Origin of the sequence: Providencia sp. PROV061 (assembly GCF_011045655.1) — a bacterium.
Taxonomy (GTDB): domain Bacteria; phylum Pseudomonadota; class Gammaproteobacteria; order Enterobacterales; family Enterobacteriaceae; genus Providencia; species Providencia hangzhouensis.
On sequence record NZ_CP042861.1, the window covers coordinates 2,785,851 to 2,801,689 of the forward strand.

Below are 15,839 nucleotides of genomic sequence, written 5' to 3' on the forward strand. Positions count from 1 at the left end.
TAAATGGCAGATATAACAAAAAAGCTGAATTCACGCATAACGAATTCAGCTTTTTTATTTTCAATAACACCCTAGCTATGCAACAAGATCTTTTTTAGTAACTTAAGCATCTGCATTAATTAGCTATCTGCTGCGTGTTTTTAACTGGTTCACCGCAATATTACGACGTTGCTCTTCAGATTGAGTTTCATACACCTTCATTTCCCCTCTTCCCGCTGGTAACGCCTGCTCAACAACAAGCTCCGCATCTGTCTGAGCAATAATATCTTGTAATTGTTGATGTTGATTACACCAAATTGCATCAACATCCTGGTCTCGTGAATTATCCCGCCTTGCAGAAAAAGCCACTGTACGCGCTTGAAAACGAGCTTGTTTTCCACCTAATTCTAGTCCATACCCCGGCGTTGCAGGGTGTGTGACGACTACTTTGCCATCATCCAGCCATGCTTTAACATCAGTATCTTGAACTTGATAACCGAGTTTTCCTAACCCTTCTAATACCGTTTTCCTTTGTGCAGTGGCAACAACCTGTTGTTCTGCAGTACTTACGGCATTATTCAGCTTATCTATCCATGCAGTTAACACTTCTATCGAGCTTGATTGTATACTCGCTAGCGCATTCGAAATCATGGCTTCATTTTCATTACTCGCAAAAATAGCCAATTCATCACAAAGTTGTTCAATTTTATCGATAAGTTCAATTCGTTGCTGACTTAATTTCAATTGCCCAGCTAATGTCATGATCAATGAATCGGCACGTAAATGGCGCTGTGTGCCTTCTTTAAACTCTTCAAGCTCAAGCAGTTGTTGTTCCGCACGCTGAGCTTCATCAAGCGAAGTCATCAGTTTTAGCTTTTCAATCATCAATAGAATCTGCTCACATTGCTTGGCAAACGGCGTTTGAGGTAAGCCTGATTGCCAAAATTGCTTCACGCCTTCAGATTGTGCTTTTAGCTGGCTCAATAATGCCGCTGCCGATGGTGTTAGTGAAGTTGATTGTGAACTCAATAAAGCTAATACTTTAAAAATTAATTTATTAGATTGGTTTTCATCCAGTTCACTAGCCGAAATTAATTGCGTAAGAAGTTCGGTCTCATTTGGCAGTTTTTCATGTACCAGTGCGATTAATTCAGCCAAATTATGTTCTCTGTACTTTTTTGTTCGGGCTAATAACGCTTGTTTTTCAAGTTGTTGCTCACGAACTTCCTGTACTTCGTTATTCAGTGTCCCAGTAAACTCAACCAATTGGTTATTTAATAAACTTAAATTGCGTGCTGACAATGTGGCAACCTGTGCCTCATTTTCCATTAACTGCTGGTATGCTTGTTTGATTTGTGCAATACGCGGCTGATGATATTGGCTGCGGTTTGCCAATGCATTCCACTGTTTAAATCGACGTTTAACTACCGCAAGCTGACGCCGACACTGAATTTCATTCATTTCCCTAACAGTTATACGATGAACCGATGAACTCATAACGCACCTTCTTGCGGATTTTGACTCTCTATTTGAGAGAGGGATGAGGTTAATAAAGCCTGAGAAATGGCATCATGTAGTTGTTGCTGTGCCAAATCGCGATTTTGATACCATTCGATAATAGAAACCCGGTAACGCGCTGGTATCACTCGTGCCAGAACAGCACTGCGCCATAGCTCCCTAGAACGCGCTGTTTTTAATAGTGGGTGTGATGGTATGTCGCATTCAATACCGATGAGCAAACGGCCACTGGTTCGGTCCTCAACAATGCCATCAAAATGGAATACCCCATTTTGGCTTGCGGTGGTCACCTGCCAGCCACTTTGTCGAATAAAACTCATTACCGAATCGACAAACGCATTTTGCGGGAGCGTTTCGTTATCAACCGCTGACTGTGTATGACACATGCGACTAAGTAATTTTTTATTTTCTTTTTGCATTAATGGGTTACACGCATTTAACGCATAAGCCAGATAACCTTGTAAATAATCTCTTGGAATTTCCGGTTTGCGGTAAGTGGCTAGTAAATCAGAAATTTCATCTATTGGCATTGATGACATTATTACGACTTGCTGACGAGCACGAGTGATGGCGACATTTAAACGCCGTTCACCACCAGTTTGCCCTAATACCCCGAAGTTACGCCTGAATGTCCCCTGCGCATTGCGACCAAATGTGGTAGAAAATAAAATCACATCGCGTTCATCGCCTTGCACATTTTCCACATTTTTCACAAAAAATGACATATCTTCGTCATCGTGAGTGCGTTGGTTTTCCTGCGTATACGCCTGAAGAAAATCTTCATCCTGTGCTGCACGTAATTGAATTATTTGATTAATTAATGTTGCTTGTTTTTGGTTAAACGTGACTACCCCCACAGAGGGTCGTTGTTCGAAAGGCCGTTGCCACATTGAAGCTAAATGATCCACGATAGCGACTGCTTCAGCTTCATTGCTTTGGTTAACATACATGCCATTAACTTGAATAAGCTGTAATGGCTTAATTTTACTGACCATTTTAGAAGAAAACTGCGCTGGAATATTAAGCCTATTTTCATAGAAAGCAAAATTGGAGAAATTAATCAGCTCTCGATAAGCAGAACGGTAATGAATATCCAATGTATGAATAGGCAATACTGTACGTGCTAAATGTAATAAATCAGGGCAATCACTAATTTGCCGGTAATCCCATTGCTCTCCTGCCAATTCTTGTTGGTCATCGTCTTCTTCATCAATATCGTCTTCAATTTGCTTGCCTGTGAAAAATTTTGAAGGTGGCATTTGCTTTTCATCGCCACTAACAATGGCCTGTTTGGCTCTAAATAAAGTCGATAAGGCAAATTCAATCGGCATCTGTGAAGCTTCATCATAAATCACACTGTCAAACATGGCACCTTCAAGAGGGAGCACCTGGCTCGCTACATCGGGTGTCATCAACCAAACCGGCCGTAGTTGCATTAACCCAATATCTCGACCTTCTTGTATAAATTCCCTTAAACGTCGCGCTCTTGGCCCTGCTAAACGAGTAATTTCTTCCCATTCTCGGCGGTTCCCTAACGTTTTGATATCTATATTGGCCGTCAATGCCAATTTATTGAATTGTTGTAATTGTTTTTGAGCATTTTCTAGTTCAGCTAGGCCTGACATCAGCTGGCCGTGATTAGTACTTAATGCAGGCAATGTTGCCAGCAATTGAGCTTTAGTAAACAGACAGAAATAATAGTTAATTGTTTGAATTAATTGATCTCTCCATTGCGTTGTGCCCCCTTCAGTTGCGATAAGTTGTCCAATAGCCGGTTTTAATAGCGTTAAGATCCCCCAATGCTGCTCGGTAAAATGTTGTGTTTCTTCCCGAAACGATTGGTAACGCTGTAAATTTTCTTTCTGTTGCGCTATCAGCACCAGTTCAGTCGTATTTGACTCACCGTTTACGATGGCCATCTTAAACCGTTCAACGGTTTCTGATGAAAATACGCTATCTAGCCGACTTAATTGGTTTAAGCTTTCCGTTTTTGCACGTAACTTAGCTATTGCCGCCCTGACTTCATGACATTGATGGATAAACCCGGCTTTTTGTTGCTGAGTAATCGCGTCTATAAAATGCAAAGGTTCAGGGTACTGAGCGAGAAGCTCAGCCATATCTGCCACTCGTTTTAATTGCATGACCAACGGTTGCAATGTGCTACGCCACAGGTGGTTTGGCTGAAGCTCAAGACCAAGCTGTTGATATAATGGTTGTAATTCCCTTTCAAGTAAACGCCATTGTTGTTCAACGGCGATGGTATTAAGCACTGACGTCTGTTTTTCAGTCGTAGGCGCTAAGCCACTAGCCGCCATAAATGACTGCAATTGGTTTTGCCGACGGTAGTAATACGGGTTCAAGAAACGTAACCATGACCCTTGCATTGTTTCCATCAATGCTCGCGATAATTGGGAAAGATGGTCATTATCAATCCCCCTAAACACAGGGAATAATAACGGGTCGATATTTTCTTCATTAATCGATAATAAACGCTGATACAACAGCTCAAGTTGGTTAATAACTAAATTTCCCGTTTCACTGCTAAATAGCGTTAACCAACGGGAGAAATCCTGCCATTGTTCAGCCGTTAATTGGCTAAATTGTGCTTCATGCTGTGATAACCATTGCTCATGAGTCGATAATTGAGTCAACGTAATTTGCTGATATGGCGTTTTATAAGCTTCATCACGTTGCTTTTCAGTATCGATCAATCCCATAATAGATTGATTAAACAATAAATATTGAGGGTCATTCACCGTAAACTGCGATAAGGCTTTTAGTGCATTATTTTCATAATCCAATTGCCACCAAGTATACGCATGTGACTTCAAATCATCCGTTAGTTGCTCAATCGTATGGCTATCAAATTGCGCTAATAAAGACTTAATGTGCTGTTCATCAATATCAAAATGAGGAAGCTTTTCAAGTTCAATCAATTGGCTTAATACTTGTTTATAAGAAACTTGAAACTTTTCGTCGATATTATTGAGTGAGTGAAAATACCTATCTATTTTTTGTTCAAATAGCTGAACGCGATTTACAAGATGAATTCTCTCTCCCTGCCAATCAAGCTCAACGGGCTGGCTTTTTTCTTGTCCCCAAAGTTGCTCAATTTGTTCTCTCACCGCCAAAATAATCTCACGGCCTTTTTGGCTTTGGCTGATATATAGTGCTCTATCCCCTAATCCATTAGCAATCAAACGCTTATAGACTACTTCTAGTGCAGCAGGTTTTTGACACACCACTAAAACGGTTTGCTGACGCCCTATCGCATCTGCAATCAAACTCACGATGGTTTGGCTTTTCCCTGTCCCTGGCGGCCCCTCAATCAGCAGCCCCGTGTTAGCTTGTGCAGCTTGAACAACTTGTTCTTGTGATGGGTCTGCCAATGACAATGCATACTGATTAAGTAAATTATCTGGCTGTGTTTCACTCGTGCTATTGAGCGGTGAGACTTTTAGCATTGTCGCTAAGGCTGTTTGGGAAATAGGTAGCCCAGCAATTTGCTGTAAATCGCTACTCATCGCCTGTCCAATAAACGAGGTATGGAAGAGTACCGCTGAACAACAGATTTGTGCACTATTCTCTGCAATTGGAGTAGTGATCGACGGAAGTGGCGCGAGTTCTGTACCTTGTATCGGTAATAAAGACGTAAGTGTCTCCATCATATCTTCAATGGTTAAACCTGCTTTAGATAATAAATTATCTAATATTGTTTGCCACTCACTCACCGGAGGTATACCCGCAAAGCTTGCCAGTGCTGGATTTAAGCGTATTGCCGCCCTCTCATGATCAAAACTAAGCTGTATAGGGCTGTTTTGAGCTAAAGAAGTCCGTAATGAAACGGGCCATAAAAATAAAGGTGCTATTCGCGGTTTAATTTGATTCGGCTGTGTGTGCAATAATAAGAATGGGAAACCAAGGTACATGCCATCAATACCTGTATCCCGTTGATATAACTGCGTATCTGATTGTAGGATCCGTAATCGGCCATTGACGCCTTTATGCTGTAATAGCAAATCACTATCAATGGTAACCGTGCTTTTTTTGCGGTTCAATAAATGTTCAAGTAATGCACTTGCAGGGCGAACGGGGCTATCGCATTCCATTAAATCGACTCGCCCAGTATTTTGCGTTAAACGCATACGCACTAAGTTTCCACGCTGTGTTACTGACGTGAGCTTTTGTGTAAAAAACCTTAGAACTTCAAGAACATATTTTTGTGATTCGGGTACTTGCCAGTGTTCGAATGGAATAGCCAGCAATACGAGAATTTTGACTAACGGCAAGCGACGCATTAATAAAAAGTCATCAACCCAACCATCTAATTCAGGGATCCCTATACGTTTGAAATCACTGACTCGGTGGTTAATGAGCTGGTATAGTTCCCCTCTTGGTAACAAAAGTTGGTTTTTGGCTATTTCGCTATCAAAATTGTGGATATCATTGTGTTTTGCTAATTCAAAAGATTGCTCGACTAATGCAGTCAGTGAAACAAATTGCCCAATATCGGCACTTAGCAATAAAATATAATCAATTTCTTGCAGATTTTGTCTATCTAATAAGGCTTGTAGGCTTTCATTATGTGAGTCAGGAAATTGGCTATGCAGTAATTCCCAACGCGCAGCGAGCTGGCTTATTGACGTGATTAACAAATACAGTTTCAAGCTTTCTTCATTGAGTAATATATTCAACTGTTCAGCGCGTTGGCGTACTAAACATTGGCGGTGGTAGAGCTGCACTAACCAATGTTGTGGGTCGATATTCTGAATATGTTGAGTTAATGGCTCACTAATTAGTGCGTAAGCAAGAATAGGCTGTTCTAATAACCAAGCTGGTGTGATGATTTCACCACGGTAAATAAATGGCATATTCGGGTTTAGGATTTTTAAAGCTAAAGTGAGTTTAATATCTTGATTAATTTCACTTTGTAAGGCTCCATCTAGCGTTTTTGGGCTATCTAAAAAAGCCTGAAGTTGTTTGAGTTGTTCCTGACTATTATCAAACTTTGCTAACCACGACGTTAATTCCCCGCGTAGCAAAAATTGGACTGCACCATCCCAATGAGCTTGTTCACCAGCAACCATGGCAAAAGTATCAGGCTGAGAAAATTGCTGACCGGCAAACTGGACTTGATGGTATTGAGTTGGCGAGCCTGCTATCGCACTTTTCGGTGCTTGGACCGCTTTCCCCTCTAGCCATGCTGACACCTGCGGCCATTGCCAACGTAAAAAACGATCCCGGCACAATAACCCGCGCAATAATAGTTGTAAGTTGGGGTCTAAATCATCAGGAAAATCAACACCATTAGTCATGACTTGGATTAAGAACGCATTATCATGAACTTGAGCAAAACACTGCCCTTGGGTCAGTTGTTCTAATAAAATAACCCCAAGACTCCACCAGTCTGATGCGGCGCTCACACCGCCTGCTAAGGTTTCTGGTGCGCTATAACGGGAAATATCTAAGGGTGTTACAATATCAAGGTCAAATTCAGACAAACTCGCAGAGCCATATTCAATTACCACAATATCTAAAGGCTCACGGCTGCGGATCAATAAATTAGCGGGACATAGATTACGATGACGTAAGCCATGCTCAGTAAATGCCGCTATCGCTTGCCCCATTTCTTCAACCAATTTGGGAATTTCATGTAACTGCCAAAATTCCCCTTGCTGAATAAATTGGCTCAGTGAGCCACCTTCTAGTAATTCAGTCACATGCCAAGCACGGTTTTCCCAGCGTCCCGTTTCATAAAACTCAGGCACATGGTCTGTTGGGATCAATTGAAGTACTTGATAAATCGTAGGGTCAGGTTCTTCACCTTTTTGATATAAGGTAAGCACACCATTTTTGTCGTTTTCAATATGTGTGACTAAGTAACGTTCACGTGGGCTATCGTTTTGGTTAATACGTCGTTCAAGCCGCCAATTGCCAATCAGTCGTTGAGATTGCTCCTCAATATTGCTTGTTTCAAGAGCTGCATCCGCCCCACACTCAAGGCAGATAAAATCCCCCTCATCCATGGAATGCCCATTCACACAAACTCTTTGTTCAATAATTTGGTTATTTTGATTATTCTCATCAATACTGAGTTTTGGGCTCTCAATCGAGGTATTGTGCTCATCAATGGGGCGCCAACCCGTTTCATGAATAGCTTCAAGGGTTAAATCCCAACCACAAAACTGATTATCTCCTTGTGGTGTTTTAATTTGCCCAGCACAAAAAATTTCAGTTAACGGCCGCTCTGTTTGGCAATGTGGGCAAAAACGTATCATGGTCATCCATTCATCCAATTAATTATTTTTTTAGTTGTCGCAAGGATTGATCTTGCTGTTCAATCAAGGTCCGCAAACGCAACATATCGTTACGTTCAGGAACCCCCGCCAAAAATAGCCGCCCTGTTTCATCAAACGCTAAATCCAGTACTTTATCTTCTGGTGTTATCGAGCGCTGATATGCCATAAATCGCGCTTTTCCTAATGGCGTTAACATATGCAATTGCTGATTATCACTGCCTTTGAGCATCTGGGTCTGCGGAAGATCCACAATAAATGGCTCACTAATTAAGGCATCAATATTGGGAGCCATTTGTAAAACACGCTCTTCAATGTGTTCCCATTGATAACCGCTATAGACTAAAATATCCGCATCTGTTAGCTGTTTAATCCCTTTCACTAATGCGGATAAGGCTTCAGGCTGTTCAAACGGTTCTCCCCCTGAAATCGTGATGCCATCTGCGAATGGTAACCACTCCGTTATCTGGTCCAGTAATTGTTTCACCGTGATGCTATTGTCTTTCACTTGCCATGTATCAGGAGAAAGACAGCCTTTACAACGTAATGAGCATCCCTGAAACCAGATACCAATACGTTTTCCAGGGCCTAGAGCCGTAATTGGAAAATGAATTCGTGAAATATTAATATTCACCACGTCAATTACTCATCGCTGCTAACGTGATTTGCGTTGTTTCACCTGTGGCAATTTCGACAATTTGATAAGCCGAATTAGGCTGTAAATCTTGGTCGAAAACAGCGCGAGATAATGGGTTAATTAAATAGCTTTCTAATTGGTTACGTATACCTCGACCGCCATTAGATAAATCAGCTAAGCAATGTTGTTTTAACGTTTCTTTGGCTTGTGGTGAAATTGAAATAGTCAGTGATTGCTTTTCCAAACCAGAAAGAATATTTCCCACCATTTGTTCGAATATTTGTTGTGCCACATCAGGGCGAATAAAATCAAAAACAATAATGTTTTCCCCAATTCGGTTGAGCAGCTCTGGTCTATTTAACACTAATTTAAAGTGACGTTCGATTTCACTTTTCACATTACGCGTCACCGTTTCGAAAGGCTCACTCGGCTGGACATTCGCTACCCGCTCACCATTTGCATCCAAACGATAAATGCCAAGATTTGACGTAAAAATAATCAACGACTCTGAAAAATAAACGCGATCACCACGTCCTGAGGTCAATACACCATCATCAATAATTTGTAGAAATTTATCCATTAAATGAGGGTGTGCTTTTTCTATCTCATCAAACAACACCACACTAAACGGCTTTTCACGAATGGCATTCGTCAATTCACCACCAGAATCATAACCGACATAGCCAGGAGGAGCGCCAATTAAACGTTGGTCTGCATGTTCTGCACTAAATTCAGACATATCAAAGCGGATATACGCACTTTCATCACCAAATAGCAATTGAGTGACCGTTTTCGCCAGTTCCGTTTTCCCGACACCCGTTGGCCCCGCTAGAAACAAAACGCCTCGAGGTCGCCCACCTTTATGCCCCCCCACTCCGGTCATTGCACGTTTAATAATGTCCAATAAATGAGTGACGGCATGTTGTTGTCCTTTAACTCGGCGAGAAATAATCTCTGGGGCGTTATGTATTTTCTGCTTATCAATTTTTTTCCAAGGGTCTTCCGTTATGCCTACTTTATAACGTCGTACCGCATCACTAATACGTGTCACAGGGACATTTTCAATCCGTGCGAGCTGCACTATCGCCGTTAAGTCCAGTAACAAGAGTCCTTCTGTTTCATCAATAAAGTCATTAAATAAGCTGTCTTTATCCGCTTGTTCTATGCTATTAACATCAGATAATGAAGCTAACAACATTGGCGTAAGAACCCGACGAACTTGGCTGTCAGGCTTCGCAACAGGAATGGCTCTCACTCGTGGGTTATTAACTAAAAACCAATCAGGTAAATCGGTTTCTTTCTCCACAATCCAAAAAATAGAATTGTAGAACGGCTGGTTATTTTCCCCTGCTGGTCGCGTTTTTGCTTGGTGAGAAACCACCAGAGCCCGAGTAAATAAGCTGTGCTCAGCGGGAGTCAGGTTATCGCGATGGGAAATCAAGCAAGAGGCGAAATCAATACATAATGCAATTGGCTGCTGCTTATAGTTAATAAATTTTTCCAGCAAATGATTCAACATATCAATACCACCAGCGGCTTTATCATCAGCCATATGCAAACCTAAGTTTTGCATCAATGTGGCACTCGCTTGCGAGTTTTCTGTGGGGCTCGCCACGCATTGAAAACCAATCAGTGGTGTATAGGTAATAACATAGGCATACCCTGCCTGAAACAAGTTATTAAAGAGTGCTTGGTTAAACGGCAGTGGTGTCACTACCCTAGGCGCAATTTCGCTGGCTTGTAGGTCTCGAACATTGCCAAATAGAACAAACTGACTTTTCAGTGGAATAAATCGCAGTAAGTCTCTTAACCAGCGCGGTTTTTGAAAATCCATGTTCATAGCACCCCTTGAGTATGAAAGTATTCTTTGCAGTTTACCTGAAATCACTAGCAAATGGCGTCAAGATCTTGAACTCATACCGTATTATCTGAACATTCTCATTTAGATAGAAATAGGCTAAATTTAAAGCAGAACAGGTTTGTGTTTATTGCCTGATAATTGTTCAATAATTTCGTGATAGCTTCTTCTTTTTAAACAATTATCACTGTTAATTCCTAAACTGTCGCTATAGTATTGTATTAATGAAGACCAAAGCAGAGCGAGGTGAGTCATGTGGCAAGCAATGTGTCGTTTATTAAGTGAACACTTAGGTGAGGCGGAGCTACGTAACAAAGTCATTCTGTCTGGTGGTGATATTCACCATACGTTAAGAATTGACTATGGCGAACACACCGTGTTCATTAAACAAAATCGGCGTGAGTTTTTGCCTTTATTTAAACAAGAGGCAGAGCAACTTGAAATGCTCGCTAAAAGCCAAACGATAACCGTTCCTAAGGTTTACGGTGTTGGCAGTAATAAGCACCACAGTTTCCTTCTGCTCGAGTACTTCCCTCTTAAGCCTTTCGACAACACCAATGCATGGCATTTTGGCCAACAATTAGCACATTTACATCAATGGGAAGAGCAGCCTAGCTACGGGTTTGATTTTGATACTATGCTAAGCACAATTGTGCAACCTAATGGCTGGGAAAAGCGTTGGAATTCATTTTTTGCAGAAAAGCGTATTGGCTTGCAATTACAACTCGCTTCCGAAAAAGGAATGGTATTTGCTGATATTCAGCAAATTGTCGATATTGTTAAAGAGAAACTTGCTGGGCATCAGCCACAACCCTCTTTATTACATGGTGACTTATGGCCAGCTAACTGTGCTATCACTCAAAATCTTGAAGGTGTGCTATATGACCCCGCATGTTATTGGGGTGATAGGGAGTGTGATATTGCGATGTTGCCATTATATCAAGATCTTCCGATCCAAATTATTGATGGCTACCAAAGTGTTTGGCCGCTCCCCAATGGCTTTTTAGATAGACAACCAATATACCAACTTTACTATTTACTTAACCAAGCCCATATCTTTGGTAACGAACAAAGCTACCAGCAAGCACGCACGATTATTGATAATCTACTCAACGAAAAATAAGCTCCTGTTTTTTAGCATTTAGCACGACAAATAATTAATTTTCTAAATAATTCGAACTGTGGCAAGGCGGCGATTGAGGATAGTTTGGGGAGCATACACAAGTATGTGACCCGAGTAGCTAAACGCAGCCAACACCCTCATAGTATGGAGTACGACGAATAATTAATTTTCTAAATAATTCGAGCTGTAGCAAGGCGGCAATTGAGGATAGTTTGGGGAGAATACACAAGTATGTGACCCAAATAGCCGAAAGAAGCCAACACTCTCATAGCATGGAGTACGACGAATAATTAATTTTCTATATAATTCGCATTATGAGTAGGCGGCAAGTGCAGATATCTCGGGGAGCATACACAAGTATGTGACCCGAGTAGCTAAACGCAGCCAACACCCTCATAACGCGAAGTATGACGAAAATTCGAAAATTACCAATTAAGGAAACATAGAAGAAAATACAACGCTAGCCCCAATACAATTGGCCAAAAATAAAGAAGAAAAAATTGAGTGAATATCGTATGACGAGGAATAGTCACCTTAGCTTCAAGCTCTTCTTTTGAGATGTCTATCCCTTTTGCTTTTTCTATGATTACGTGATCTTCTAGACTTTCACGAATAAACTTAATTTGCCGGTACATGCGCAAACCTGATGCACTTAACGCGAGCCCAACAAAAATAAAAATAAAGATGATGATAAAGCTGATATTACTGCCGGAAAACCCATTAGCGACTTGAGGTACTGGTGAGTTATTCCAAAAGAAATTTAGGAATGGTGTACTTTGACGGGTCATTTCCGCCATTAATTTAATAAAATCATTAGCGACTGCATTAATCCCTTCTCCTGCGAGCCCCTTCATGCCTGCCAGTTTAATTAAAGACGCCAATGTCGAAATTAATGCTAACAGAAAAACAACCCAACCCAGAATACGTTTGCCGATTGCGACATAATTGGCATTATGGTAATTCATTACTGCTTTTCCTCAGCGTTATGATTTTTGATAAATTTTTACAATGATTATTCAACGCTAATCATAGCTGAAAATATTCATTGCCTCCAAATTTCAATTCACGATTAATAATAATATATAGACTTTCAGACTAATCAAAATAGTGAGGCTATTCATTACCATTATACTTTTACTTCATACTGTCCGAATATTCCTCAATATTAGACTAATACTGATTTCAAGTAATACGCTTAAAGTCAGTTTACTGATATCATGACTTCTTCGTTAATAAATACGACATGAATGGAGTTTTGACATGTACCATAATCTTCCCATCCAATCGGTCATTTTTGATATGGATGGTTTACTGATCGACTCGGAACCTTTTTGGGCACAGGCTGAACTTGAGATTTTTTCACAATTGGGTGTTGACGTTTCAATTGCGGATACCCTGCCTGATACCTTAGGTTTACGTATTGACCATGTGGTGGAGCTTTGGTACCACGCTTCCCCTTGGCAAGGATGCAGCCAAGAAGAAGCCACACAACGCATCATTGACCGTGTTGTTGGCTTAGTTGAAGAAACTCGCCCTATTCTACCGGGTGTGCAACATGCGATGGAACTTTGCCGTTCAATGGATTTAAAAATTGCGCTGGCTTCAGCCTCTCCTTTGTACATGTTGGAAAAAGTATTAAACCTTCTGGATATTCGTGATTATTTCTCCGCGGTTATTTCCGCATCTGATTTACCCTTGAGTAAACCTCATCCTGAAGTTTATCTTAAAGCAGCAGCTGAGTTATCGACTAAACCCGTCAATTGCGTTTCATTAGAAGATTCATTTAACGGTATGATTTCTGCAAAAGCCGCCAGAATGCGTTCAATTGTGGTGCCTGACAGCAAGCATTTTAATGACCCGCGCTTTGGTTTAGCGGATATCAAATTAGCCTCACTGAATGACTTAAAGGCTGAACATTTACGTTAAGAATACCTTGAGTGTCTAATAAGTGTTCTCCCCTATCTAATTTAGGTAGGGGTATTGTGTTAAATTATAAAATACTTCCCTTATTTGCTAATAAATAAGAGTTTTTTTATCTTTCTACCACTATCATATTCTTTTCAAACACTTTATACTGCCAATCAACTGTATAGATAAACAGATGGTATTTTATCCACCATGACAGCTGAAGGGCATCTGCTTTTTTCCGTCGCCTCTTTAATAATGGCTCATAAACTTCAAATCACCCCAGAGATTGCTCATGGTGATTGGCTGCACATGGTTCCAGGGGCCTTATTAGGCGCATTATTGCCCGATATTGACCACCCCTCTTCAATTCCTGGTCGACTACTACGGATTTTTTCATTACCCATTTCCAAATTGTGTGGGCACCGGGGGTTTACTCATAGCTTAGTTGCATGGTTACTTTTGATGATTTCTTGTTATCAATGGATACCAACCGAATGGGCAATTCCAAATGATATTATCCAAGCTTTTTTATTAGGTTATATCAGTCATCTAGTCGCTGACATGCTCACCCCTTCAGGAGTACCATTCCTATGGCCACTCCCTCAACGCTTTTGTTTTCCCATGATCCGCGGTAAAAATAGCCAACGAGGGGAACGCTTTATTGCCATTATTTTGACTGTTTGTGCCTGTTTTTTACCTGCAGGTTACCAATTCGATTTTTATAACCACATTGATATGATTATAAAATATATTCATAATCAAATAGATGCACACATTCCCACATAAATTATAGTTTTGTAATATAATGTAAGTATGAATAATACTATATTATTACTTTTTGATATAAGAAATGTGTTTTATCAACTGATAACATATAACCAGTTGTTTGAAGCAACTAAATCCTTATAACCAATAAGGACTAAAGGGCAAGTAACATACCTTATAAAAATATGATTTGGAGTTCGGAATGAATATTCCTCTAATTATTAATGTGCTCGGCTTTGTAGCACTACTAATACTGTTGGCAAAACTAGGGGCTAAAGGCTGGAGCCTATCTAAAAAAGTGTTAGTCGGTCTGGTTTTCGGTGTTGCCTACGGGGTAATACTGCACCTCGTGTATGGTAGTGGCCACCAAACGGTAAAAGACTCCATTCTGTGGTTTAATATTGTCGGAAATGGTTATGTGCAGCTATTACAAATGGTGATTATGCCATTAGTATTTGCTTCAATACTAAGTGCAGTGGCAAGGCTACATAAAGCTTCTTCGCTAGGTAAAATTAGCTTTTTAACAATTGGCACTTTGTTATTTACCACAGCTATTGCGGCGTTAGTGGGTATTTTAATTGCCAATTTATTCGGCCTGACTGCCGAAGGTTTAGTTCAAGGTCAATCCGAAACAGCACGTTTATCAGCAATAGAAAGCAACTATATTGGGAAAGTTTCTGACTTAACCGTGCCTCAGCTAATCTTATCGTTTATTCCAAAAAATCCATTTGCAGATTTAACTGGTGCAAACCCAACGTCAATTATTAGTGTCGTTATTTTTGCTGCTTTCTTAGGTGTTGCCGCACTGCAACTGTTTAAAGATGATAAAGAGCGTGGTGAAAAAGCCTTAGCAGCGATTGATGTTATGCAAGCTTGGGCAATGAAATTAGTTCGCTTGGTCATGCGTTTAACGCCATATGGTGTGATGGCGCTGATGATTAAAGTCGTAGCAAGTTCAAACTTGCATGACATCATCAACCTAGGCACTTTTGTTATTGCGTCCTATGTTGCGTTAGGCATTATGTTTGTTGTACATGGTATTTTAGTGGCGACGACTGGCTTAAACCCTATTAAATTCTTTAAGAAAGCGGGCCCAGTTCTGACATTTGCATTCACTAGCCGTTCAAGTGCTGCAAGTATTCCACTAAATATTGAAACACAAACACGTCGTTTCGGTATTCCTGAATCGATTGCTAGCTTCTCTGCATCGTTCGGAGCAACAATTGGGCAAAATGGTTGTGCGGGTATTTACCCTGCAATGTTAGCCGTGATGGTCGCACCGACAATGGGTATTAATCCATTCGACCCGCTGTGGATTGCGACATTAGTCGGTATCGTGACAATCAGTTCCGCAGGTGTCGCGGGTGTTGGTGGCGGTGCAACTTTCGCCGCGTTAATTGTACTACCAGCGATGGGCTTACCAGTTACATTAGTTGCTCTGTTAATTTCAGTTGAGCCATTAATTGATATGGGTCGTACTGCATTGAATGTCAGTGGTTCAATGACAGCAGGCACAGTGACTAGCCAGTTGATGGGTGAAACAGATAAAGCGATATTCAATCAAAATGATGACGCAGATTTAAAACACGTTTAACTTATCATTATGATTCAAACGAAACCTGCCTTCTGGCAGGTTTTTTTATGATTATGATAAGTATGTGAAATTTATTTACCTTGGAGAATATCAAAAAAATCAGTTTTTTGTGCTGAATAATATTGCAATAAACTGGAATAACGTAAGATAATAAAGCCTGA

9 protein-coding genes are annotated in these 15,839 nt (G+C 40.7%); 4 read left to right on the plus strand and 5 right to left on the minus strand.

Annotation, left to right across the window (positions count from 1 at the left end):
• Positions 1-123 precede the first annotated feature (123 nt).
• The 4 genes from FVA72_RS12660 to FVA72_RS22050 are packed head-to-tail and all read right to left on the minus strand — an operon-like array spanning position 124 to position 10,264.
• Complete coding sequence (locus FVA72_RS12660) at positions 124-1,476, minus strand: hypothetical protein (RefSeq protein ID WP_110591601.1); 1,353 nt, start codon at positions 1,474-1,476, stop codon at positions 124-126.
• A complete protein-coding gene (locus tag FVA72_RS12665; RefSeq protein ID WP_110591600.1) occupies positions 1,473-7,781 on the minus strand; it encodes a protein kinase domain-containing protein in 6,309 nt (2,102 codons plus the stop codon). The genes FVA72_RS12660 and FVA72_RS12665 overlap by 4 nt, the downstream gene beginning before the upstream one ends.
• Positions 7,782-7,797: 16 nt before the next feature.
• Positions 7,798-8,430: a 4Fe-4S single cluster domain-containing protein gene (locus tag FVA72_RS12670; protein WP_206535588.1), complete on the minus strand. Its 633-nt coding sequence runs from the start codon at positions 8,428-8,430 to the stop codon at positions 7,798-7,800.
• 1 nt (position 8,431) lies between these two features.
• Positions 8,432-10,264 carry an AAA family ATPase gene (locus FVA72_RS22050; RefSeq protein WP_036958655.1) on the minus strand — a complete coding sequence of 611 codons (1,833 nt, stop codon included), beginning with the start codon at positions 10,262-10,264 and terminating at the stop codon, positions 8,432-8,434.
• A 277-nt stretch (positions 10,265-10,541) separates the two neighbouring features.
• Here FVA72_RS22050 and FVA72_RS12680 point away from each other — a divergent pair, with 277 nt between their 5' ends.
• Positions 10,542-11,411, plus strand: coding sequence for a fructosamine kinase family protein (locus FVA72_RS12680; RefSeq protein WP_110591599.1), 870 nt, complete (start codon positions 10,542-10,544; stop codon positions 11,409-11,411).
• 425 nt (positions 11,412-11,836) lie between these two features.
• On the opposite strand, the gene FVA72_RS12685 is transcribed toward FVA72_RS12680, so the two are convergent.
• Entirely contained in the window at positions 11,837-12,376 is a 540-nt protein-coding gene (locus FVA72_RS12685; protein WP_110591598.1) for a YniB family protein, read from the minus strand.
• Positions 12,377-12,671: 295 nt separating this feature from the next.
• Between FVA72_RS12685 and hxpB the strand changes: the two genes are divergently transcribed.
• The 3 genes from hxpB to FVA72_RS12700 all read left to right on the plus strand — a co-directional run bounded on the left by hxpB (position 12,672) and on the right by FVA72_RS12700 (position 15,678).
• Positions 12,672-13,337 (plus strand): hexitol phosphatase HxpB, encoded by a 666-nt coding sequence (gene hxpB / locus FVA72_RS12690; protein ID WP_004263628.1) that lies wholly within the window; start codon positions 12,672-12,674, stop codon positions 13,335-13,337.
• A gap of 192 nt (positions 13,338-13,529) precedes the next feature.
• Positions 13,530-14,105, plus strand: a complete 576-nt coding sequence (locus FVA72_RS12695) for a metal-dependent hydrolase (protein WP_110591597.1) — start codon at positions 13,530-13,532, stop codon at positions 14,103-14,105.
• A 181-nt stretch (positions 14,106-14,286) separates the two neighbouring features.
• On the plus strand, positions 14,287-15,678 hold the full coding sequence (locus tag FVA72_RS12700; protein ID WP_094961738.1) for an L-cystine transporter: 1,392 nt from the start codon (positions 14,287-14,289) through the stop codon (positions 15,676-15,678).
• The last annotated feature ends 161 nt before the right edge of the window (positions 15,679-15,839 follow it).

Excerpts from the sequence above, each read along its gene's own strand:
- FVA72_RS12660 (WP_110591601.1), bottom strand. The coding sequence starts at position 1,476 with ATGAGTTCATCGGTTCATCGTATAACTGTTAGGGAAATGAATGAAATT.
- FVA72_RS12665 (WP_110591600.1), bottom strand. The coding sequence starts at position 7,781 with ATGACCATGATACGTTTTTGCCCACATTGCCAAACAGAGCGGCCGTTA.
- FVA72_RS22050 (WP_036958655.1), bottom strand. The coding sequence starts at position 10,264 with ATGGATTTTCAAAAACCGCGCTGGTTAAGAGACTTACTGCGATTTATT.
- FVA72_RS12680 (WP_110591599.1), top strand. The coding sequence starts at position 10,542 with ATGTGGCAAGCAATGTGTCGTTTATTAAGTGAACACTTAGGTGAGGCG.
- FVA72_RS12685 (WP_110591598.1), bottom strand. The coding sequence starts at position 12,376 with ATGAATTACCATAATGCCAATTATGTCGCAATCGGCAAACGTATTCTG.
- hxpB (WP_004263628.1), top strand. The coding sequence starts at position 12,672 with ATGTACCATAATCTTCCCATCCAATCGGTCATTTTTGATATGGATGGT.
- FVA72_RS12695 (WP_110591597.1), top strand. The coding sequence starts at position 13,530 with ATGACAGCTGAAGGGCATCTGCTTTTTTCCGTCGCCTCTTTAATAATG.
- FVA72_RS12700 (WP_094961738.1), top strand. The coding sequence starts at position 14,287 with ATGAATATTCCTCTAATTATTAATGTGCTCGGCTTTGTAGCACTACTA.